The organism is Bacillus cereus group sp. BfR-BA-01355 (assembly GCF_022663675.1).
Classification (GTDB): Bacteria; Bacillota; Bacilli; order Bacillales; family Bacillaceae_G; genus Bacillus_A; species Bacillus_A thuringiensis_S.
In genome coordinates this window covers 1-21,198 of the sequence record NZ_JAKUFY010000095.1, presented here as the reverse complement: position 1 = coordinate 21,198, position 21,198 = coordinate 1, and the positions used below count along the sequence as shown (strand labels likewise).

Below are 21,198 nucleotides of genomic sequence, written 5' to 3'. Positions count from 1 at the left end.
AGTTGAAAAAGATAGGTGAATGTATTCATCTGTCATTAATTGAACATTTTAACATCCCTGAAAATGATTTTTTTCAAATGTTTTTACCTTATCAACAAAATCACTTTTTATATAATCCATATTATTTATTAGAAAGAGGAGAAAAGAGAACGGAGAATATGATTTATGTTTCTATTACATGTGGACCGGAAAGAACGATAAAACAAAAAAGGAATTTATATCAGTCGATATCCTTGAAGGTTTCTAAATGCTCGGGGATAAAAAGTGCAGATATTTTTATTACGCTAAATGAGACATCTGCTGAAAATTGGTCATTTGGTCAAGGATTGGCACAATTGGTAAAAGTGAAGGGTGAGTGAAATGATGAATGAATCAATTGAATATTGTATTCAAGAGAAAATGAGAGAAAAGGCACCTGCATTTGCTCATTATAGTGAAGAGATATTGTTTGAGGAAGTGTGGCGGGATGATACTTTAACATTAAGAGAAAGAAGTTTATGTACAGTGTCGGCATTAATCAGTCTTGGTCATACAGAACAATTACTATTTCATTTGCAGTTGGCCAAACAAAATGGAATTGCAGAAAATGAAATGATTGCATTAATAACGCATATGGCTTTTTATGTTGGCTGGCCCAAAGCAGTAACAGCTTTAAATATAGCAATGAATGAAATGGAAAGTTAAGAATAACGATAAGAAAGAATTCATTAAATATGAATTCTTTCTTATCGTTATTTATGCAATACTCTAATGAAATATTTTTCACTTTTTCTCTTGCTTTTTTATCAATTGCGTAGTAAAGTGATGGTAAAATTAACGCTAGGAAGTGACAAAACATGCGTGATAATACGATAGGATCATTAATATGGTTACGTTTAATACGATTTACGAACCAAAGTAATCAAATGTCAAATGAGTTTTTAAAACGTTTTGATTTAACGACAGCTCAATTTGATGTGCTTTTGCAAATACGTACGTATCAACCACTAACACAAATGGAGTTAGCTGAAAAGGTAACTGTTACACAAGGTGGCATTTCTCGAATGTTAACTCGTCTTGAAAAAGAAGGATATATTGTACGAAAACAAGATTGGAAAACGAAAACAATTAGTCTTACAGAGCAAGGAGAAGCAGCTTTAGAGAGAGCATTGCCAGAGCAACTTGCATTTCAATCTTCGTTTTTTGATGATGTATTAAATGAAGAAGAGCAGAAAATATTATACGAGCTGATGACGAAAGTTCATAAGCATAGTGAAAAAAAAGAATTACCGCAAGAGTAATTTTTTTTACATCACCAATTGACTAATCAAGTGATGAGATAGGTAATACGGAGATATACTTGACTTACCAACGTTTTTAGAAGAAAAACTAATACTACATTATTAAAGGGGAGAGTAACTATGGAAAAATACCGTATAGATACAAGAAAAGGAATTGAGTTTGGGTTATATTCAATTGGCGATCATGTTTTAAATCCACATAATGGGGAGAAAATTACGCCAGAAAAAAGAATTCACGAACTAATTGAAACAGCTAAGTTAGCAGATGAGGCAGGGCTTGATGTATTTGCTGTCGGCGAAAGTCATCAAACACATTTTACAACGCAAGCTCATACAGTTATTTTAGGAGCTATTGCACAAGCTACGAAAAATATAAAAATTGCAAGTTCAGCAACGATAGTAAGCACATCTGATCCGGTTCGAGTATATGAGGACTTTGCTACAATTGACTTGATTTCTAATGGACGTGCAGAAATCGTGGCTGGTCGTGGGTCTCGTATTGGGGGATATAGTTTACTTGGTTATGACGTGAATGATTATGAAGAGTTATTTGAAGAGAAGATGGATCTTTTATTGAAAATTAATAAAGAGGAACATGTAACATGGAACGGACAGTTCAGAGCGCCGCTTGCACATGCATCGGTTATTCCGAGAGCGAAGAATAATAACTTACCAATTTGGCGTGCAGTTGGTGGCCCGCCAGCTAGTGCAATTAAGGCAGGACGTGCAGGTGTGCCAATGATGATAACAACACTTGGTGGTTCAGCAATTAACTTTAAAGTGTCAGTAGATGCTTACCGCGAGGCTGCTGTGCAAAGTGGATTTGATCCAGCTAGTTTACCAGTTGCGACAACAAGTTTATTTTATACGGCAAAAAATTCACAAGATGCACTTAGTGAATATTACCCTCACATTAATGCTGGTATGCTTACACTGCGCGGTGATGGGTATCCGAAACAGCAATTTACAAATGCAATAGATTACCGTGATGCTTTAATGGTTGGTAGCCCACAACAAATCATTGAGAAAATGCTTTACCAATATGAATTGTTTGGCCAACAACGCTTTATGGCACAAATTGATTTTGGCGGTGTACCATTTGATAAAATTGAGAAAAATATTGAATTAATTGCTACTGAAATTTTACCAGCCGTTAGAAAACATACAGCAAAACAAATAAAAAATCTGAGAGTCTAATTGACTCTCAGATTTTTTATTTGTTATGGAAAAATGACAAAAGAATGAACTTTTAGTCGAGGAAGAGGGAAGCTATTTTCTATTTTTGAATAACATTATTTCGAGTTTGAATTTTGGAAATACATTTTTCTCTTGACAAAAAATAAGCATTTATCGAGGGTGGTTGTGAGGACATTTTTTCGGGTGAAAGTCAAGTGTATGAAGAAAAAAACGATTGTTTTATAGATATAAAAGTAAGCCGTATATTGAAAAAATACATTTTGCTAATGAGGAAAATCTGATTCAAAAAAATGACAAAAGACATATTTCAGACAAAATGATGTCAATAATACGTCAAAAATAACCTGAATTTACTATGCAGGTATATTATACAATTCGATTAACGAATAAAACACTACAGAAATAGTGAAAAGGTAAAAATTAGCATTGCAATAGTTTGAAAAACTGAAACTTCATATTTTTCGACAATACATACAAAATGTTTTTGTCTTTTCGTATTTCTTAATAATTGAGTTTGATAAAATTGCTCAATTAACTTTTATTATAAAAACTATGAAGGAAGTGATTTTAGTATGGAAACGCTCGAATTGGCACGAATACAGTTCGCATCAACAACGATTTTCCATTACTTTTTTGTTCCGCTGTCAATTGGTTTAGCTTTTATTATTGCGATAATGCAAACGTTGTATGTGGTAAAAGGGCAAGAAGTATATAAGAAGATGGCAAAGTTTTGGACGCAATTATTCCTTATTAACTTTGCAGTAGGTGTAGTAACAGGTATTTTACAAGAATTTCAGTTTGGTATGAACTGGTCAACGTATTCACGTTTTGTAGGTGATGTATTTGGTCCCTCACTTGCAATTGAAGGATTACTGGCATTTTTCATTGAGTCTACATTCCTAGGTTTATGGGTATTCGGTGAGGATAAATTACCGAAGCGAATTCACTTAATGTGTATTTGGCTCCTTTCAATTGGAACGATGTTATCAGCATTCTGGATTTTAACTGCAAGTGCATTTATGCAGTCACCTGTCGGGTATGAAATGGCAGCTGATGGTCGTGCACAAATGAATGATTTCTTAGCCATTATTCAAAACCCACAACTATGGGTGCAATTCCCGCATACAATTACAGCAGCAATTGCAACAGGTGCATTCTTTATTGCGGGTGTAAGTGCATGGAAAATTACAAAAGGACAAGAAACTGTAGTATTTAAAAAATCTTTCCGAATTTCTATCATTGTTGGAACAATTACAACGGCGCTTGTATTATTCTTCGGTCATGCACAAGCGCAACAATTAATTAAGACACATCCAATGAAGATGGCGGCAGCTGAAGCGCTATGGAATACAAGTGAGGATCCAGCGCCATTTACAGTATTTTCGAAAATTGATACAGAGAAGAAAGAAAATTCGTTTGAAATTCAAATCCCTTATATGCTAAGTCTATTATCGTATGATAAGTTTAGCGGTCAAGTTGAAGGGATGAATCAAATTCAAAAACAATATGAAGAAAAATATGGACCTGGAGATTATATTCCTCCAGTGCATACAATGTTTTGGAGTTTTAGAGCGATGGTAATGAGTGGAACATTCATGCTTCTTTTAGGAGCTTACGGATGTTTCTTATCAAGAAAAGATCGTTTAGCTGAAAAAACGTGGTATTTAAAATTAATGGTGTATGCAATTTCTCTTCCATTCATCGGTAATACAGTAGGGTGGATTATGACTGAAATGGGTCGTCAACCTTGGGTTGTATTTGGTGTAATGAAAACAGAAGATGCTGTATCACCAAATGTAACATTCGGTGAAGTATTATTCTCACTTATTTCATTCACATCAATGTATTTAATTATGGGTGGAATTTGTGTGTACTTATTTGTTCGTACCATTAAGGGTCACACGAATAAGAAAACGAAAAAGGATTATCAAAGCCATGATCCATTTGATAAGGAGGAAGAGTATGTTATCTCTTAATGAGTTATGGTTTTTAGTTATTGCAATCTTATTTGTTGGATTCTTCGTACTGGAAGGTTTCGACTTTGGGATAGGAATGGTTTCGAGGTTTTTAGGAAAGAATGATTTTGAAAAACGAGTTTACTTAAATACAATAGGGCCGTTCTGGCACGCGAATGAAGTATGGCTTGTTTGTGCTGGTGGAGCCATGTTTGCGGCATTTCCGCACTGGTATGCAACTTTATTTAGTGGTTTTTATATTCCGTTTGTATTTATGCTTCTTGCTTTAATTTTAAGAGGTGTTTCCTTTAAATTTCGTGCGAAAATAGATAATCATAAATGGAAGAGTGCGTGGGATTGGGGGATGTTTATTGGAAGTATGTTACCTCCTATCCTTTGGGGAGTTGCGATTGCAAACTTTATGGTAGGTGTACCTATTGATGAGAGTAAAAACGTTGTAGGTGGATTCCTGCAATTACTTCATCCATTTGCGTTACTTGGAGGAGTAATGTTTCTCCTACTATGTATTGTTCACGGATTACAATTTCTTACGATACGTACAACTGGTAAATTGAGAGAACGTGCACGAATTGCTGCAATAAAAATTGCACCATTTTCATTAATTACACTTCTTGTTTTTGCTGGTGTGGGGTTATGGAAAACCGACATTTTCACTGCCCATGGAACAGAATGGATTATGGTACCAATCGGAGCTTTTGTAGCACTATTAGTGTCCACTTTATTAAATAAAAGAAGAAGAGATGGTTGGGCTTTCTTTATGACGAGTTTAACAATCATTTTACTAAGTGCGAGTGTATTTATCGGTATGTTCCCACGTGTTATGATTAGCTCTTTAGGAGCAATGAATGATTTGACAATTTACAACGCAGCATCAGGAGCTTATGCATTAAAACTTATGACTTACTTTGCGATTGCTATTTTGCCTTTCGTTATCGGAAGTCAAATATGGAGTTATTATGTATTTAGACAACCTGTTAAGTCAGACAACGATTTGGAGTACTAATGAAAAGAAAAAGAGGACTTCCGTCTTATCCCGGTAGCCGTATTTTATATGTAGCGTTAACGATTATTAGTATTTTAGAAGCTTTTAGTATTATTGCGCAAACAATCTTTTTAGCACGAGCTATTACGTTTTTATTTCATGGAGAGACAGTACAAACAATATTAAGTGAAGTTGTTTATTTTGGTATCGCGTTTGCAGCGCGTAACATAGTAGTTCGAACATCACAAATATTAGTGGAACGTTTTGCCGAAAAAACAGGATCGTTACTAAGAAAACAATTGATAGAGGCATATTTCACATTAGGTCCAAGGTATGTTCAAACTGTTGGAACTGGTCATCTGGTTACCTTATCAATTGAGGGGATTGAGAAATTTAAAACATATATTGAATTAACGATTCCTAAAATGATTAGAAGTAGTATCGTTCCAGGTCTAATTGTACTATATGTTTTTACGCTAGATATTGAGTCTGGAATCATTTTAGTTGTAACGATTCCTATCGTGATCATATTTATGATTCTTCTCGGATTAGCAGCGCAAAAAATGGCAGATAGTCAGTATGAGATATATCGTGTACTTTCGAACCATTTTGTAGATACGTTAAAAGGTTTAGAAACATTAAAGTATTTAGGGAAAAGTGAACAGCACGAAGGAAAGATTGAAAAAGTAAGTAAAAGATATAGAAAAGCAACGATGCGTACTTTGCGAGTTGCTTTTCTTTCTTCTTTTGCATTAGATTTCTTTACGAGTTTATCAATCGCGTTTGTGGCGGTTGGATTAGGGATACGTTTAATAGATGGAACGATTATACTATTACCAGCCCTTACAATTTTGATTTTAGCTCCGGAATATTTTCTGCCGATTAAACAAGTGGGAGCAAATTATCATGCGACATTAGATGGACAAATTGCGATGGAGCAAATAGAAGAGATTTTGCAACAACAAAAAGGAATACAAAAGAAAGATTTAAATGAAGATATAGTATGGAATGCCTCTAGTAGCTTGAATTTACAAGATATCAAAGTAAATAATACTGAATCTGAAAAGGCTATATTAGAAGGAATTAATTTTACTTGGGAAGGTAACGGTGCTATTGGTGTTATTGGTGAAAGTGGTGCAGGGAAATCGTCGTTAATCGACGTATTAGCAGGTTTTTTATCTCCTTCGAGTGGAAAGATGTTAGTAAATGGTCTAGAAGTTGATGGATCTACTCGTGAAGATTGGCAAAAAAATATTGCTTATATTCCGCAGCAACCTTATATTTTTCCGCTTTCATTAAAGGATAACATTCGTTTTTATGAAACAAATGCAACAGATGAAGAAGTTGAAAGAGTTATTAATGAAGTCGGCCTTCGTTCACTCGTTACATCACTTCCAAATGGGATGCACGAAAGAATTGGAGAAGGTGGACGTATGCTAAGTGGCGGACAAGAACAGCGTGTTGCTATGGCGCGTGCACTTTTAAGTAAAAAACCAATCATTTTATTAGATGAGCCTACGGCACATCTTGATATTGAAACCGAATTTGAAATAAAGCAAGCGATGTTACGTCTATTTAATGGAAAATTAGTATTTTTAGCAACCCACCGTCTACATTGGATGAAACAAATGGACCATATCATTATTTTAAATAAAGGGGAAATGAAAGAAAGTGGGACGTATGAAGAACTTTTAGAGAATGAGACATTACATTTTCATAGGGAAGAGAGGGGAGAGAAATGAGCAACTGGGTTAAACCTTATATAAAACAAAATAAAGGTAGAATGACTTTAACTATTTTCCTTGGTCTTCTTGGAGTTAGTTCAGGAGCGATGTTACTTTTTATTTCAGGTTATTTGATCTCAAAATCTGCCCTTAGACCAGAAAATGTAATGGCTGTATATGTTCCTATTGTTGCAACAAGAGCGTTTAGTATAGGGCAAGCTGTGTTTCATTATATAGAGCGTTTAGTCGGACATGATGTCGTACTACGTATATTAGAAAAAATGAGAACGAAACTATATAGAATAGTAGAACCACAGGCGTTATTTTTTCGTTCTCGATTTCAAACGGGTGATATGTTAGGAGTGTTATCCGAAGATATAGAGCATTTGCAAAACCTATATTTACGTACAATATTCCCTAGCATATTAGCGCTAGTTGTTTATAGTATCTTCGTACTTGTTATCGGTGCATTTGACCTTGTGTTTGCACTTATTGTAGGTTGTATGTTAGCTATTATCGTGTTTCTTCTTCCGTTTGTATCATTACTTTTAATGAAGAAACACCATGTTACTTTGAAGCAAGGTAGAAGCCGTTTGTATCAACAACTGACAGATGCTGTTTTTGGATTATCTGATTGGCAGGCGAGTGGTCGTAAAGATGAATTTATTAATGAGTATGTAAAACAAAATGATCAGTTGTTAAAAATAGAAAAGAGAGTGAAACGCTGGTATCATATTCGGGACAGTATCATTCAATTAGTAGTAGGTATTGTAGTTATTTCGATGATTATATGGACTGGGAATGAAGCGGCAAGCGAACAAATTGCTCCAACCGTAATCGCAGCTTTCGTATTAATGACTTTATCTGTAACGAACGCGCTTATTCCTATTGCAGATGCCATCGATCGAATCCCGTCGTATGTAGAATCTACTCATCGTCTTAATCGCGTAGAAAGTGATAGTGTTTTACATGATGAAATGGATTTGCAGGAGGAGAAAGATTACATTGAACCAAAATATGTAGATATTGAACTGAATCACGTATCGTATAGTTATCCAGATAGTAACGAGATTGTATTAAAAGACGTATCATTACAAATAAAAGCAGGGAAGAAAATTGCTATTTTAGGCAGGAGTGGGACAGGGAAATCTACTTTACTAAAATTATTAACAGGTGCGTTAAGCCCAGTAAATGGCAAAGTTGTATTGAATGGTAAACGAGCTCATACGAATCTTTTATCTAAATATATTTCTGTATTAAATCAAAAGCCGCATTTGTTTGATACGACAATTGGAAATAATGTGAGAATCGGCAAACCAGAGGCGACGGATGAAGAGATATGGAAAGCTTTAGAGAAGGCACAATTAGCTTCACATATTACTTCTCTTCCAGCCGGATTACAAACGAAAATGCATGAAATGGGAAAACGGTTTTCTGGTGGGGAAAGACAAAGGGTTGCTTTTGCTAGAACTCTTATGCAAGAAACACCAATTATTGTACTTGATGAACCGACTATCGGTTTAGATCCAAAAACAGAATTGTCTTTAATTGAAACAATGTTTTCTGCAACGGAAGAAAAGACGGTTATTTGGATTACGCACCATCTTGTAGGAATAGAACATGTAGACGAAGTTATATTCCTTGATCGTGGCCAAATTGTCATGCAAGGTAGCCATAAACAACTTCTGAAAGAAAATGAAAAGTATCGTAAACTTTATGAGTTAGATAAAGGAATATGATTTGAATAAGCAATAATTGTAAAAATAGCTACGCCTAATGGTGGAGCTATTTTTTTGTTAGATTGCAGGTGTATATGATTGTTACGAATTAAAAATGAATTTCATATTATACATATAATGGAGGGGATGTACATGAAGGAGCAATTTAAAATCATTGTTTTAAGTGATGAATTATCAGGGGATAGGATTCGAAATACGTTAGACAAAAATAAATGTAAAACAATAGTTCATGTTGTAGACGTTTCAAATGTTGTTCGTATAGAAAGTTCTTTTCAATATATAGTCATTTGGAGAGGGGACGCAGAAAAACTTACAAATGACTTGATAAATAGGGGCGTACAAAGTTCAAAAATTATTAATTTAACAAAATACATGTATGAATGGAAGGATAAATTAATTTCTATCTATCAAATAAATCCGGATCTTATGTCTTTATACATTTCTATAAAAAAAGCAAAGAGTGATCCGACGTATGAATTGTTTGCTACCGGTTTGTCTTATCCACATTGTGGCATAAGTACGGAGCTCCTCTCAAAAAAGTCAATAAAATTAACACTTCCATCTCAAGATCTATACTATGATTATTTAATAGCGTCACAACTTCTATCAAACACTCATTCATTTCAATATTGTTTAATAGGAATAGCTTATTTCTCGTTTTACTTTGATATGTCGTTATCATCTGAATCATATAGAATTCACAAAGTATATTATCCATTGTTTCAAGATGGTCATCATACTGTAGTTTATTCTCCTTTACCCACGGATGGATTCTTACATCTAAATACTCCGAAACCACTTTTTTCTATTTTTAATTTGCATTTTGAATATATTTTATTAGACGAACTAAAAGATGAATCATTGATACTGCCTTGGATAAATGCTGAGTGGAATACCACTCCTCTTCACATTCCTTTTGAAGAACACGGGAAAATAAGAGCAGCTTCACATGCTAAATTGGCGTATCCTCATACTTTAGTTGAAAATAAAATGATTTTAAAAAAATATTTAGAATTACTGTTAAAAAATGATATAAAGCCATTAATTGTTGTATTCCCTGTTACTTCACATTATTTCAATTGTAGTAGTAAGAAATTAAAAGAAGATTTTTATAAAGTTATAAATGATTTTCAAACTCAATATTCTTTTCAAATTATAGATCTATTTGATTCGCCATTATTTTGTGATGATGATTTTTATGATAGTGATCATATGAATAAAAAAGGTGCAAATAAAATGTCCGCGTTATTAAATATGTTTATTCAGGAACGAAAAGTATGATATTTTGTTTCATGTTTGCATAAAAGTATATAGGCTCCATACAGTTAAAGTAATGTGATTTTTGTGTCGCGTATATAAATAATATGCGAAGAGGTGAGAGAGTTAAAATGAGAACGCGTATTGAAAGAACTGAAGAGGTGGTAGAGCAACTTCCATTGGTAAGTGTATTAATTCCTACGTATAATCGTCCTCGCTACTTTGAAAAGGCGTTATGTAGTGTGTTAGAACAAACGTACCCTAATATAGAGATTATAGTTGGAGATGACAGCACGAATGACGAAACAGAAAAGATGTTACAAAAATACTTATGTGATCATTCAAATATTATTTATATAAAAAACAGATCAACTCTCGGACAGTTTGAAAATGCGTTAATGTTATTTCATGAAGCGAACGGTGAGTATATAAATTTTTTAATGGATGATGATATATTTCATGTGAATAAAATTGAAAAAATGATGAAGTATTTTTTTAATGATTTAGATGATGAAATTAAGCTTGTAACATCTCATCGTCAAGTAATTGATGATAAAGGGAAAGAACTGCGACATATTTATTCAACTGTCCGTTTATTTGAAGAGAATACGATTATAGAGGGGGCAGAATTAGGAAATAAGGTAATTGTGGAGCAAAAAAATTATATTGGAGAACCGACAACAGTTTTATTTCGTAAAAATGATTTACAAGAACCGTTTGGGATTTTTGATAAGAGGCGGTATTTATGTAACGTAGATATAGCTTCATGGTTATCTTTATTAAGTAAAGGAAAAGCAGTATATATAGCAGAGACACTTAGTTACTTTCGATTACATCCAGATCAACAGTTAAACGAATCTAATAAAATGATGGATGGGTTAGAAGATTTTTCACACAGTATTATAGCAGGAGAAAAATATGGTTTCTTATCCAACGAAAAAGAGTTAGACAAAGCGATAACTAATTTTCTGGATTATGCAAGAAGGATAGTTCCATCATCGATATTATATACATTAGACTACTATCAAAAAATTAGAGCGAAGAAAATAAACATAGAAAAGAAAAAACAACATATAAATAATAATTCTGCTTTACCGAAAGTAAGTATACTTATTCCTGCGTACAATAGACCTTATTACTTGGAATTAGCACTTAACAGCGCTTTGAATCAAACATATGAAAATATTGAAATTATTATTTCTGACGACAGTACAAATAATGAAGTCAATGCTATGATTCAACCGTACTTACATGAATATGAGTGTATTACATATGTTAAAAATGAAACGCCGTTAGTTGCCGAAAACTTTAATAAGTGTGTAGAACTTGCGAATGGGGACTATATAAACTTTTTATTAGATGATGATTTATTTCATCATGAAAAGATCGAGAGAATGATGAAATACTTTTTGACTTTAGAAAATATTTCATTTGTGACGTCATATCGTGAACTGATTGATGAGAATGGAGAGATATTACCACCTTCAACATTAAATATGAAAATCGCGAAAGAAACTACACTTTTTGAAGGAAAAGAATTAGGAAATTATATGTTAAAAAACTTGAAAAATGTAGTTGGTGAGCCGACAACTGTTTTGTTTAATCGGGATTTGTTTGACGGGAAGTTTGGATATTTTAAAGGAAAGGCTTATTCTGCTATTAATGACATTGCAACTTGGCTAGATATGATGAGGAAAGGAAAAGTAGTTTATATACAAGATCCTCTTAGTTATTTTAGACAACATAGTGGACAAAATCAAAAACAAATGCATTTTATTTTAATGACAATTGAAGAGTGGATTGAATTAATTATAGATGCATATAATAGTGGATTTTTAAGTTCTGAAAGTGAGTATAAAGAGAGTTTATCTTATTGTTTAGAAAATGCGGGATTTATAGTTAAGGATGCAATAAGAAATGGCGAGCTAGATCAAATTTATAATGAAAAGATAAAAAAAGGGTTAAACAGGTTAGTTGCTCATATGTTCGAGAAAGAATCTTGTTATTGTCAATATTGCAATCAACAATTTGAAAAATTTTCACCTTGGCCAGCACATTATGATTTTCCGAAATATAAATTTGAGATGTGGAATAAAGATACAGGGATATGTCCAGTTTGTAATTCGATGGATCGTGAAAGATTGTATCGTGCGTACATTGAAACGGAAACGGACTTGTTAAATAGAAACTATACTATGCTTCATATTGCACCTGAAGCGAATTTAAGAGATTGGTTTAACGAGTATAAAAATATTACGTATGTATGTGGTGACTTAGAACCAAAGGATCCATTAATGAAAGAAATTGATGTTACAAGGATTACATATGATAGTAATACTTTTGATGTAATATTATGTAGCCATGTGTTAGAACATGTTCCTGATGATGACAAAGCAATGCGAGAGTTATATAGAGTGTTAAAGCCAAACGGATGGGGAATTATTCAAGTACCAATCGTAATGAATGTAGATGTTATTGTAGAGAATGAATTAATTGTAACACCACAATTGAGGAAATTAGCATTTGGTCAAGAAGATCATGTGAGAATTTATAATCAATCGGGATTTATTCAACGATTAATGAATGCAGGATTTAAGGTGGAATTATATAACATAGCGGAAAAACAAGGAATGAAAAGTGCTAGGAGATTTGGATTATCTGAAACGGATATGCTCTATATTGTCCGAAAATGATAGGAAGGAATAGATAGATATGGAGAATATTCCTTTTTTACGTGCTTCAACTGTACCTGTAATTGAGTATTTGGACGAATTGAAGGAAATTGATACATCTCACATATATACGAATTATGGACCTATAAATCAACGTTTTGAGGAAACAATTATGTCGGTATTTTTTCAAAACAGGGGAGCTGTTACAACAGTAGCAAACGCAACGTTAGGGTTAATGGCGGCTATTCAACTAAAGAAAAGAAGAAAGGGAAAGTATGCTCTCATGCCTAGCTTTACATTCCCTGCGACTGCCTTAGCCGCTATTTGGTGTGGATTGGAACCTTACTTTATTGATATTTCAATAGATGATTGGTATATGGATAAAACCGTACTTTTGGATAAGATAGAAGAATTAAAAGAAGAGGTTGCGATTGTTGTCCCGTACGCCACTTTTGGATCATGGATGAACTTAGAAGAATATGAAGAATTAGAGAAGAAGGGGATTCCGGTTGTCGTAGATGCGGCACCGGGATTTGGATTAATGAATAGAGGGATGCATTACGGTCAAGATTTTAGTGGAATGATCGTATATAGCTTTCATGCAACAAAGCCTTTCGGAATTGGTGAAGGAGGGCTCATATATAGTAAAAACGAAGAAGATATACAACGTATTAAAAGAATGGGGAATTTCGGATTTGATAAAAATCGTGAATGCACGATGATGGGGTTTAATTGCAAAATGTCTGAATACGCAGCAGCTATTGGGATTGCGACTATAAAAAAGTGGGATCAAAAATTAAAAGAACGAACCCGTATTTCTAAATGGTATAAACAGTTGTTACAAAGTACTGGGTTAATGAAAAAAGGGTGGGGAGTTCAAAAGACAGAAGCAGTTATTCACCAATTTATGCCTATCATTTGTCCAGAAGAAGTTCACAACATACAAGTAATAGAAGAGCTGAAAAAACAGAAAATAGAAGCTAGATTATACTTTTCACCATCTTGCCACCAACAAGTTCTTTTTAGAAAATATAAGTCTACAGATTTAACAAAAACGAATAAAATAGCAAAACGAATCGTAAGTTTACCTTTATGGGAAGGAATGACGAAAGAACTAGTAGAGCAAATTGTAATCTGTTTAGAGCAGAAGGTGGTGTCGGTAGATGAATAGTTTTTATAGTCAAGAAGAGCTAAAGAAAATTGGGTTTTTATCTGTTGGGAAAAATGTATTGATTAGTAAAAAAGCAAGTATATATAATCCGGGTGCTATATCAATTGGTAATCATGTAAGAATTGATGATTTTTGCATTTTAAGTGGCAAAATCACAATTGGAAGTTATTCGCACATATCAGCGTATACAGCGTTATATGGAGGGGAAGTTGGGATTGAAATGCATGATTTTGCAAACATCTCAGCTAAAACAATCGTATATGCAGTACTTGATGATTTCAGTGGAAATACATTAATGGGGCCAACCGTCCCGAATCAATATAGGGATGTGAAAGCAGAAAAAGTTATTTTAAAAAAACATGTGATTATTGGTGCTAATTCTATTGTTTTTCCAAATGTAACTGTAGGAGAAGGTACGGCAGTCGGCGCGATGAGTATGGTAAAAGAGAGTTTAGATGATTGGTATATTTACGCTGGAGTTCCCGTAAGGAAAGTAAAACCTCGTCAAAAAAAGATGCTAGAGTTAGAAATTGATTTTTTAAAAAGCATTCATTCTTAACAAAAAAGAATGAATGCTTTTTATTTTTATCCCGCTATTTGCCGGTAAAGATTCGACTGGTGAGGGCTAATTAAAGTTTCACTTTATGATAGAGCAGAGTGTATCTTAACTTATTATGTTTTAAATTTTGCTGACCAAGGCAATACTGAGCCATAGTGAATGTAAAGTTGGAGGGCGAGCGTATATGTTTGATGAGGATGGGATTGTATTAATTATGGAACCAGCTGATGAAAGAAACTTGAGGAGATTTATTTTTTCAGTGCCAAAGTCAGTGTATGAAAAGAAGGGGCTTACATTACACTATGGAACAGCTATAGGACAAGGATATATGGATATAATTGAAGATATTATAAGCGTACATATAGAAATAGATGTTGTAACGATAATAGGGCATGTAAGAGGATAAATAGCTATTTGAAAAAGGTTATAAACAATTTAGCTAGAAGTTATGTATAGAGAAAACTACAGACAATTATAAAGACGAAGGGAGTCTAAAATGAAAATAAAATCAATTTTATTAGTATTTATAGTTTCAATTGGTTTAATGGGATGTTCAATAGTGGAGGAAGGAAAGAACTCGATAGATTATGCTCAAAAGGCGACAGACTATGTAAATGAAATAAGTGCATTTGCAAATGATGCACCAGCATTAGCAGAAAAGGCCGTTAATGATAGTGAGGCTCGAAAAGAATTAGAAACGAAGCTTAGTGAAATTAAACAAGATATACCCGCATTCAATGAATTAACGCCACCTGATGTAGCAAAGGATCTTCATCAACAAATCGTCGGATATAACGAAAAGTTAAATACGTTAATTGATACGGCGATGACAAAGGTAGAAGAAGGGAAAGTGGATGTAGAGCAATTTAAAAACTCAGAGCTTATGCAGACGGTAGATCAAGTTCGAGATTTGAAAGATAAGGTGCAAAATTTAGGTCAATAGTAAGAAGCTCCGTTTGTTATAAACGGAGCTTCTTATATAAGAGATTACTTTATAAAATACACAACAACACCCATTAAGATGATAATATTCCCAATTACTTTTCTTTTTGTTACTTTTTCCCCTAAAAAATACCAACCGAAAATTAATATGATGATATAACTTAATGACTCTAATGCAGAGACTTGATTTATTGTCAGCCCCTTTAAGGCGATAATATTGAATCCTGCGTTAAGTACAAATAAAGAGTAGCCGATAATAACATAAGGATTCACATATTCTTTTATTCTAGAATCATATTGCTGTAAAGTAGCCTTTTTTAATAAAATCTGTGAGTAATTGGCCAAAACGATTCCAAAGATCAATAACAACATATAACTATTCATCTTTTGTCACCACCACAATTCCGACGATAATAATCGCTGCACCGAGTAAGTTGTTCCACTGTATCGTATCTCCAAATAGAACTACGGACCAAAGCATTGACCATAATATAATAATCCCGCGATGTGAATATGCTTTTGATATTTCGAAATGTTTAATTACTTGTTGCCATAAAATCGCATATCCAAATAAAAGTAAAATTAGTCCGAAAAAAGCAATAAAAAATGAGATTGAAGCAATAGGAAACTTAGCTGCCCATTTCATGTAAACCACAATGATAGAATATATCAAAAAAGCTACATGTAAAAATACATAATTTTTAATAGATGGTTTCATTTATTCACTCTCTTCTGCATATAAATATATATTTATACCTAATTTGTCTAATGATATATATTGGAACGTATTTTGTTTAATCTTTCACATTCCAAATTATATAGTATCATGGCTTTTATTGTAAAACAATAGAAGCTATGCATTCATTTTTTCCAAGGTTCTACAATATGTATCGTTTTATTTGTTGCATCCAACTCTACTTGAACACCGATAGGTATAGTAATCATTGGATGTGTATGACAACAATCGAAGTCAGCTAGAAAAGGAATTCTTTGATTTTGAAGTACTTCTAATAGTATTTCAAAAGGTTTTCGATTTGTACCACAATCATCAAATTGCTCATGTTTTCCAAGAATGATACCTGAAATTTTATCGAATACACCGTTAATTTTAAGGAATGAAAAACTTCTTTCAATAGTAGCTGCATCTTTTGAACTGTCCTCAATAAAGAGAATGTCGCCTTCTTGAATATGTGGCATATAGGGGCTACCCCAAATTCCTTGTATCGTGTTTAAATTCCCGCCAATAATACGCCCAGTAGCTTTTCCATCAATTACTGAAATCCAATCGTTTGGACGAAGTTCTTTCTCCTTCGTCTTTTCTTCCCAATTAATAAATTCATCTGACCAAAATAATGGTTGTTTTATATGATAAGGAAGGGAATGATCATGTAGTAAAGTTTCAGCAAAATATTCGTATGTGCAATCAACAAAAGGTTCAAATTCGCCAAAGGAAGGGACGAGAGCTGGTCCATAAAATGTAGGGATTCCTGTTTTGGCGTAAATTCCTAGTAATAAAGCAGTTGCATCTGAATACCCAATCATTATTTTAGGGTTCTTTAGAAAAGCATCATAGTCAATATAAGGTAATATTGAATTTGAATTCATCCCACCAATGGTTGACATAATACAAGAAACATTAGGATTTCTTATCAAGACATTTAGTTCCTCAGCACGCTCTTGTATACTACCAGAACGATAAAAATCATATCGACCTGTTAATGAACCTTCTAATATATGAAACCCTTTCTGTTGTAAGTAAGATTTTGCTCGTTCAAATCTTTTTGGAGAAGTGTAGGTTACTGGTGAAGAAGGGGAGTAGATCCCAATTGTGTCTCCGTATTGCAATGATTTTGGAAGTAGCATTTGTATGAATCCCTTCTATTAAATAGTTTATGTACGAGACTTCATTATTGAATATTCTTATATTTCAGCATTATAAGTGTAACATAAACAAATTAAAATAATGATTGCTGTATATGAATAAATATACCTTTTTGCCTTGACTGTATAAAGGAATTGTTGTTAAGGTTAAATGTGAGTGTATAAAAGGTTTGCTAAAGGAGTTTTGAAATGAACCGGTTAAAATGGGGAAGGATGACAGTCCTATTAGTCATTATTTTAGGGATATGTTGGTTCTTATTCCAAGGAAATCAAAAGAGCGTAGCGAATGTAGAGGGACACCCTTTGCAAGTGGCGGAACTACCTAAAGCAGGATTTACTGAAAAAGTAGTCCCGCCAAAGTACATCCCACCAGAAATTAACGCAAAAGCAGCTATGATTATCGATGCGAGTGATGGAGATATTATTTATCAATATAATGAAAATGAAGCTTTTGCACCGGCTAGTATGTCTAAGATGATGACAGCGTATCTTCTACTAGAGAGTATACATAACGGGAAAGTTCGCTGGGAAGATCCAGTGAAAATGAGTGCCAAGGCGGCACAAACAGAGGGAGCGAGAATCCCAGTACAAGTTAATGACACATTAACTGTTAAAGATTTATATCATGCATTAATGATTGAGTCAGCTAATAATTCAGCTGTGGCTTTAGCAGAACATATGGCAAAATCGGAGAAAGATTTCGTTCAGCTTATGGATGCAAAAGCGAAACAGTTAAAAATGTCGGAACATGCTAAATTTGCAAATGCTTCTGGATTACAAGAGCCAGATGGAAGTGAAACAAAAATGACGGCTGCTGATGTAGCACAATTGGCGTATCATCTTATAAAAGATTATCCGGAAATATTAGAAGTGACTCACTTGCGCCAAAGTCAGCTAGCATTTAATAATATTAATGTTATAAGCACAAACGACATGTTAAACAAAAATAATAAAGGTTTATATATAGAAGGAATGGACGGACTAAAGACTGGATTTACAGATAGTGCAGGATACTGTTTTACTGGGACTGCAAAGCAAGGTGATAATCGAATTATTACAGTGGTCATGGGGACATCAAGTAAAACAAAACGTTTTACAGAGACAAATAAGTTAATGTCGTATGCATTTGGATTAGTTAATTAAGTAAAATACCAGTTTAGATCGCTACATAAGTAAGACTGTTTGTTGTTACTAATTTTAGATAACAATAAACAGTCTTTTTATTTTAACTTTAATAAGGAAAAAGATTCTAAATATAAGTGTTATTATTTGAGTTTGTTTGTTGCTGTGATATTATAAAGTTATGAACTTATTAATAATAAGTTTGGGGGCGTAATATGATGTATACATATGAAATAGCCCCAATTGAAAATTGGAGGGAATTATGATGGCAAAAGATTTTTACTCAGCAATTGAAGACAGAAGATCTATTTATGCAATTAGTAAAGAGCAAGTAGTTTCTGATGAGAAAATTCAAGAAGTGATTTATCATGCTGTAAAACATACACCTTCAGCTTTTAATTCTCAAAGTGCTCGTGTTGTTGTTTTATTAGGAGAACAACATGATAAATTATGGGATATTACGAAAGAAACGTTAAGAAAAATTGTACCTGAAAATAACTTTGCACCTACTGAAGAAAAAATGAATGCATTTAAAAGTGGTTATGGAACGGTTTTATATTTTGAAGACAGTGAAGTAGTGGAAGGCCTTCAAGCAAACTTTGCATTATATAAAGATAATTTCCCAACTTGGTCTCAGCAATCATCAGGAATGTTACAATTTGCAATTTGGACAGCTTTAGAAATTGAAGGGCTTGGTGCTACGTTACAGCATTACAATCCGCTAATTGATGAAGAAGTGAGAAAAGAGTGGGATGTTCCGGGAAATTGGAAACTAACTGCACAAATGCCATTTGGTAAACCGGTAGTACATGCTGGTGAAAAAGAATTCCAACCGCTAGAAAACCGTGTGAAAATTTATAAATAATTTGATAAAAGGTGAACAGGAATATAACCTGTTCACCTTTTTTATACGTAATAAGGGTTTTTTTGTCCGGTATTTTTCATCTGATTTTTTAATTCATTTCTACGTGTTTCAATCGCTGATACTTTTTGTAATGTTATCATTGAAACGAATTGAATAAAAGCATAGTATAGCTCTATATTTTTTTGTATAGGGTCATCTATTATATTTCTCACAAATATGCCTCCTCTTTTTATTCCAATAAAACTCCGCATTAATGGGCAGCCCGAGTGATGAGGGTTAATAATTAGCGGGGGATGTATAAAACCCTTACTGATTAAAGTTTCATTTTATAAGGGAATGAAACTTTAATCAGTTCGCAAAAATGCTATTTTATTAGGATATGTATATAATACTATAAATTCCATTATAGGAAAAAGGGAACAATTGATATAGTGTGTGTTTTCTTTAAAGGAGAACTGGCTTTTGTGAAATAAATCTTACAATTCGTCAAATTATTTCAAAATTGTAGATAGAATAGAAAATTAGTTTTCTAAAAATATTATACTATTGATAAATAGAGTGATTTTTGTCATGATGAAAGTATACTTCATGTAAGGAGCTTTATAAGGAAATACATACTTGAGTTTGTATTAGGTTAATAGAATTTTTTATAATAGATAGAAAAAGGATATTTTATATTAAAATATTAAATAGAATGTCGAATTTTTATGCGATATATAAGAAATTTGAAAAAATCATTGCAAAAACACTATGTTTAATGATAAAGTTCACATGAAGTTCACACGGATTTCACTTTGTTCATTTAAAATGAACTCTGTGTGAAAAATAAAACTCTTGCTAAAAAATGGAACTGGATGAATATTTTACTTTGATAATATTGTAAAGTATTAAAGTTTTAAGTTTTTTTTAAGAGGATAGTAGGGAAAGGAAGTAAAGACAACTTATGAAAAAAGTAATTGCAGGTTTAGCAGCAGCTTCTGTAGCTGGCGTTGCAGTTCCAGGAATGGATTCTGCTCATGCACAAGTTTCAAATGAAGCGCTAAAAGAAATTAATGGACAAACTCAAACTCAAACGACTGTAACTGAAACAAAAACTGTAGAAACAACTTCTGAATTAAAATACACAGTAACTGCTGATGTATTAAATGTTCGTTCAGGTGCTGGTACAGGACATAACGTTATTTCTAAAGTAAAATCAGGCCAAGTGCTACAAGTAGTTGGACAAGAAAATGGTTGGTTCAAAGTAAACGTAAATGGTCAAACAGGTTATGTAAGTGGTGACTTCGTAACGACTGGTGGCAAAACAGGAACGACTGTTCAACAAGGAACAGGTACTTACACAGTAAACGTTTCTTCACTTAACGTACGTACAGGCCCAAGTACATCTCATACAGTATTAGGTTCTGTAAACAAAGGTAAAACAGTACAAGTTGTAGGTGAAGTACAAGATTGGTTTAAAATCAACTTCAATGGTGGAACTGGATACGTAAGCAAAGACTTCGTAACAAAAGGTGGTTCTGCTGTATCTAACGAAACACAACAACCAACTACAAACAACAATACTACAACAGTTCAAACTGGTGGTTCTTATGTTGTTAACACTGGTGCTTTAAAAGTACGTACAGGCCCAGCTACATACAACGCTGTAATCGGTGGAGTAACAAATGGTAAAGTATTAAACGTTACTGGCGCTGAAAATGGTTGGTACAAAATTAACCATAACGGCCGTACAGGTTACGTAAGTGCAGACTTCGTTAAGTTTGTAAAAGGCGGAGTAAATAACGTTACAAATAACAATAACGTTACAAATAACAATAACGTTACAAATAAC

The 21,198-nt window shown here is 33.4% G+C and carries 21 protein-coding genes; 17 read left to right on the top strand and 4 right to left on the bottom strand.

The window, feature by feature from the left end; all coding sequences use genetic code 11:
• Positions 1 to 2: 2 nt before the first annotated feature.
• The 14 genes from MR167_RS24025 (at position 3) to MR167_RS23960 (ending at position 15,500) form a co-directional block, all read left to right on the top strand.
• Complete coding sequence (locus MR167_RS24025) at positions 3 to 359, top strand: tautomerase family protein (protein WP_242315663.1); 357 nt, start codon at positions 3 to 5, stop codon at positions 357 to 359.
• A gap of 1 nt (position 360) precedes the next feature.
• Positions 361 to 684, top strand: coding sequence for a carboxymuconolactone decarboxylase family protein (locus MR167_RS24020; RefSeq protein WP_000980842.1), 324 nt, complete (start codon positions 361 to 363; stop codon positions 682 to 684).
• Between the two features lie 152 nt (positions 685 to 836).
• Entirely contained in the window at positions 837 to 1,280 is a 444-nt protein-coding gene (locus tag MR167_RS24015) for a MarR family winged helix-turn-helix transcriptional regulator (protein ID WP_001205523.1), read from the top strand.
• 120 nt (positions 1,281 to 1,400) lie between these two features.
• Positions 1,401 to 2,477: an LLM class flavin-dependent oxidoreductase gene (locus tag MR167_RS24010; RefSeq protein WP_242315661.1), complete on the top strand. Its 1,077-nt coding sequence runs from the start codon at positions 1,401 to 1,403 to the stop codon at positions 2,475 to 2,477.
• Between the two features lie 572 nt (positions 2,478 to 3,049).
• Positions 3,050 to 4,453: a cytochrome ubiquinol oxidase subunit I gene (cydA, locus tag MR167_RS24005; RefSeq protein ID WP_242315659.1), complete on the top strand. Its 1,404-nt coding sequence runs from the start codon at positions 3,050 to 3,052 to the stop codon at positions 4,451 to 4,453.
• On the top strand, positions 4,440 to 5,456 hold the full coding sequence (gene cydB / locus MR167_RS24000) for a cytochrome d ubiquinol oxidase subunit II (protein ID WP_242315657.1): 1,017 nt from the start codon (positions 4,440 to 4,442) through the stop codon (positions 5,454 to 5,456). The genes cydA and cydB overlap by 14 nt, the downstream gene beginning before the upstream one ends.
• On the top strand, positions 5,456 to 7,177 hold the full coding sequence (cydD, locus tag MR167_RS23995; RefSeq protein ID WP_242315655.1) for a thiol reductant ABC exporter subunit CydD: 1,722 nt from the start codon (positions 5,456 to 5,458) through the stop codon (positions 7,175 to 7,177). The genes cydB and cydD overlap by 1 nt, the downstream gene beginning before the upstream one ends.
• Positions 7,174 to 8,898, top strand: a complete 1,725-nt coding sequence (cydC, locus tag MR167_RS23990; RefSeq protein ID WP_242315653.1) for a thiol reductant ABC exporter subunit CydC — start codon at positions 7,174 to 7,176, stop codon at positions 8,896 to 8,898. The genes cydD and cydC overlap by 4 nt, the downstream gene beginning before the upstream one ends.
• Before the next feature lie 132 nt (positions 8,899 to 9,030).
• Positions 9,031 to 10,179, top strand: a complete 1,149-nt coding sequence (locus MR167_RS23985; protein ID WP_242315652.1) for a hypothetical protein — start codon at positions 9,031 to 9,033, stop codon at positions 10,177 to 10,179.
• Positions 10,180 to 10,286: 107 nt separating this feature from the next.
• Positions 10,287 to 12,848, top strand: coding sequence for a glycosyltransferase (locus tag MR167_RS23980; RefSeq protein WP_242315651.1), 2,562 nt, complete (start codon positions 10,287 to 10,289; stop codon positions 12,846 to 12,848).
• A 19-nt stretch (positions 12,849 to 12,867) separates the two neighbouring features.
• Positions 12,868 to 13,998 carry an aminotransferase class I/II-fold pyridoxal phosphate-dependent enzyme gene (locus MR167_RS23975; protein ID WP_086397420.1) on the top strand — a complete coding sequence of 377 codons (1,131 nt, stop codon included), beginning with the start codon at positions 12,868 to 12,870 and terminating at the stop codon, positions 13,996 to 13,998.
• Positions 13,991 to 14,557 (top strand): acyltransferase, encoded by a 567-nt coding sequence (locus MR167_RS23970; protein WP_001084172.1) that lies wholly within the window; start codon positions 13,991 to 13,993, stop codon positions 14,555 to 14,557. The genes MR167_RS23975 and MR167_RS23970 overlap by 8 nt, the downstream gene beginning before the upstream one ends.
• Positions 14,558 to 14,741: 184 nt before the next feature.
• Positions 14,742 to 14,963 carry a hypothetical protein gene (locus tag MR167_RS23965; protein WP_000459099.1) on the top strand — a complete coding sequence of 74 codons (222 nt, stop codon included), beginning with the start codon at positions 14,742 to 14,744 and terminating at the stop codon, positions 14,961 to 14,963.
• A gap of 90 nt (positions 14,964 to 15,053) precedes the next feature.
• Complete coding sequence (locus MR167_RS23960; RefSeq protein WP_151525560.1) at positions 15,054 to 15,500, top strand: DUF6376 family protein; 447 nt, start codon at positions 15,054 to 15,056, stop codon at positions 15,498 to 15,500.
• Between the two features lie 44 nt (positions 15,501 to 15,544).
• Here the strand turns inward: MR167_RS23960 and MR167_RS23955 are convergent, their stop codons facing one another.
• From MR167_RS23955 to MR167_RS23945, 3 genes are all read right to left on the bottom strand, one after another.
• Positions 15,545 to 15,883, bottom strand: coding sequence for an EamA family transporter (locus MR167_RS23955; protein ID WP_242315650.1), 339 nt, complete (start codon positions 15,881 to 15,883; stop codon positions 15,545 to 15,547).
• Positions 15,876 to 16,217: an EamA family transporter gene (locus MR167_RS23950; protein ID WP_242315649.1), complete on the bottom strand. Its 342-nt coding sequence runs from the start codon at positions 16,215 to 16,217 to the stop codon at positions 15,876 to 15,878. Before MR167_RS23950 ends, MR167_RS23955 begins: the two co-directional genes overlap by 8 nt.
• Positions 16,218 to 16,360: 143 nt before the next feature.
• Complete coding sequence (locus MR167_RS23945) at positions 16,361 to 17,362, bottom strand: S66 family peptidase (RefSeq protein WP_242315648.1); 1,002 nt, start codon at positions 17,360 to 17,362, stop codon at positions 16,361 to 16,363.
• Between the two features lie 207 nt (positions 17,363 to 17,569).
• Here MR167_RS23945 and MR167_RS23940 point away from each other — a divergent pair, with 207 nt between their 5' ends.
• Positions 17,570 to 18,523, top strand: a complete 954-nt coding sequence (locus MR167_RS23940) for a D-alanyl-D-alanine carboxypeptidase family protein (RefSeq protein WP_242315647.1) — start codon at positions 17,570 to 17,572, stop codon at positions 18,521 to 18,523.
• 241 nt (positions 18,524 to 18,764) lie between these two features.
• Entirely contained in the window at positions 18,765 to 19,367 is a 603-nt protein-coding gene (locus MR167_RS23935; RefSeq protein WP_242315646.1) for a nitroreductase family protein, read from the top strand.
• 41 nt (positions 19,368 to 19,408) lie between these two features.
• On the opposite strand, the gene MR167_RS23930 is transcribed toward MR167_RS23935, so the two are convergent.
• Complete coding sequence (locus MR167_RS23930; RefSeq protein WP_242315645.1) at positions 19,409 to 19,579, bottom strand: DNA mismatch repair protein MutT; 171 nt, start codon at positions 19,577 to 19,579, stop codon at positions 19,409 to 19,411.
• 731 nt (positions 19,580 to 20,310) lie between these two features.
• Between MR167_RS23930 and MR167_RS23925 the strand changes: the two genes are divergently transcribed.
• Positions 20,311 to 21,198: SH3 domain-containing protein (locus tag MR167_RS23925; RefSeq protein ID WP_242315643.1), on the top strand; the 888-nt coding region annotated here is incomplete at its 3' end.

Excerpts from the sequence above, each read along its gene's own strand:
- MR167_RS24020 (WP_000980842.1), top strand. The coding sequence starts at position 361 with ATGATGAATGAATCAATTGAATATTGTATTCAAGAGAAAATGAGAGAA.
- MR167_RS24015 (WP_001205523.1), top strand. The coding sequence starts at position 837 with ATGCGTGATAATACGATAGGATCATTAATATGGTTACGTTTAATACGA.
- MR167_RS24010 (WP_242315661.1), top strand. The coding sequence starts at position 1,401 with ATGGAAAAATACCGTATAGATACAAGAAAAGGAATTGAGTTTGGGTTA.
- cydA (WP_242315659.1), top strand. The coding sequence starts at position 3,050 with ATGGAAACGCTCGAATTGGCACGAATACAGTTCGCATCAACAACGATT.
- cydB (WP_242315657.1), top strand. The coding sequence starts at position 4,440 with ATGTTATCTCTTAATGAGTTATGGTTTTTAGTTATTGCAATCTTATTT.
- cydD (WP_242315655.1), top strand. The coding sequence starts at position 5,456 with ATGAAAAGAAAAAGAGGACTTCCGTCTTATCCCGGTAGCCGTATTTTA.
- cydC (WP_242315653.1), top strand. The coding sequence starts at position 7,174 with ATGAGCAACTGGGTTAAACCTTATATAAAACAAAATAAAGGTAGAATG.
- MR167_RS23985 (WP_242315652.1), top strand. The coding sequence starts at position 9,031 with ATGAAGGAGCAATTTAAAATCATTGTTTTAAGTGATGAATTATCAGGG.
- MR167_RS23980 (WP_242315651.1), top strand. The coding sequence starts at position 10,287 with ATGAGAACGCGTATTGAAAGAACTGAAGAGGTGGTAGAGCAACTTCCA.
- MR167_RS23975 (WP_086397420.1), top strand. The coding sequence starts at position 12,868 with ATGGAGAATATTCCTTTTTTACGTGCTTCAACTGTACCTGTAATTGAG.
- MR167_RS23970 (WP_001084172.1), top strand. The coding sequence starts at position 13,991 with ATGAATAGTTTTTATAGTCAAGAAGAGCTAAAGAAAATTGGGTTTTTA.
- MR167_RS23965 (WP_000459099.1), top strand. The coding sequence starts at position 14,742 with ATGTTTGATGAGGATGGGATTGTATTAATTATGGAACCAGCTGATGAA.
- MR167_RS23960 (WP_151525560.1), top strand. The coding sequence starts at position 15,054 with ATGAAAATAAAATCAATTTTATTAGTATTTATAGTTTCAATTGGTTTA.
- MR167_RS23955 (WP_242315650.1), bottom strand. The coding sequence starts at position 15,883 with ATGAATAGTTATATGTTGTTATTGATCTTTGGAATCGTTTTGGCCAAT.
- MR167_RS23950 (WP_242315649.1), bottom strand. The coding sequence starts at position 16,217 with ATGAAACCATCTATTAAAAATTATGTATTTTTACATGTAGCTTTTTTG.
- MR167_RS23945 (WP_242315648.1), bottom strand. The coding sequence starts at position 17,362 with ATGCTACTTCCAAAATCATTGCAATACGGAGACACAATTGGGATCTAC.
- MR167_RS23940 (WP_242315647.1), top strand. The coding sequence starts at position 17,570 with ATGAACCGGTTAAAATGGGGAAGGATGACAGTCCTATTAGTCATTATT.
- MR167_RS23935 (WP_242315646.1), top strand. The coding sequence starts at position 18,765 with ATGATGGCAAAAGATTTTTACTCAGCAATTGAAGACAGAAGATCTATT.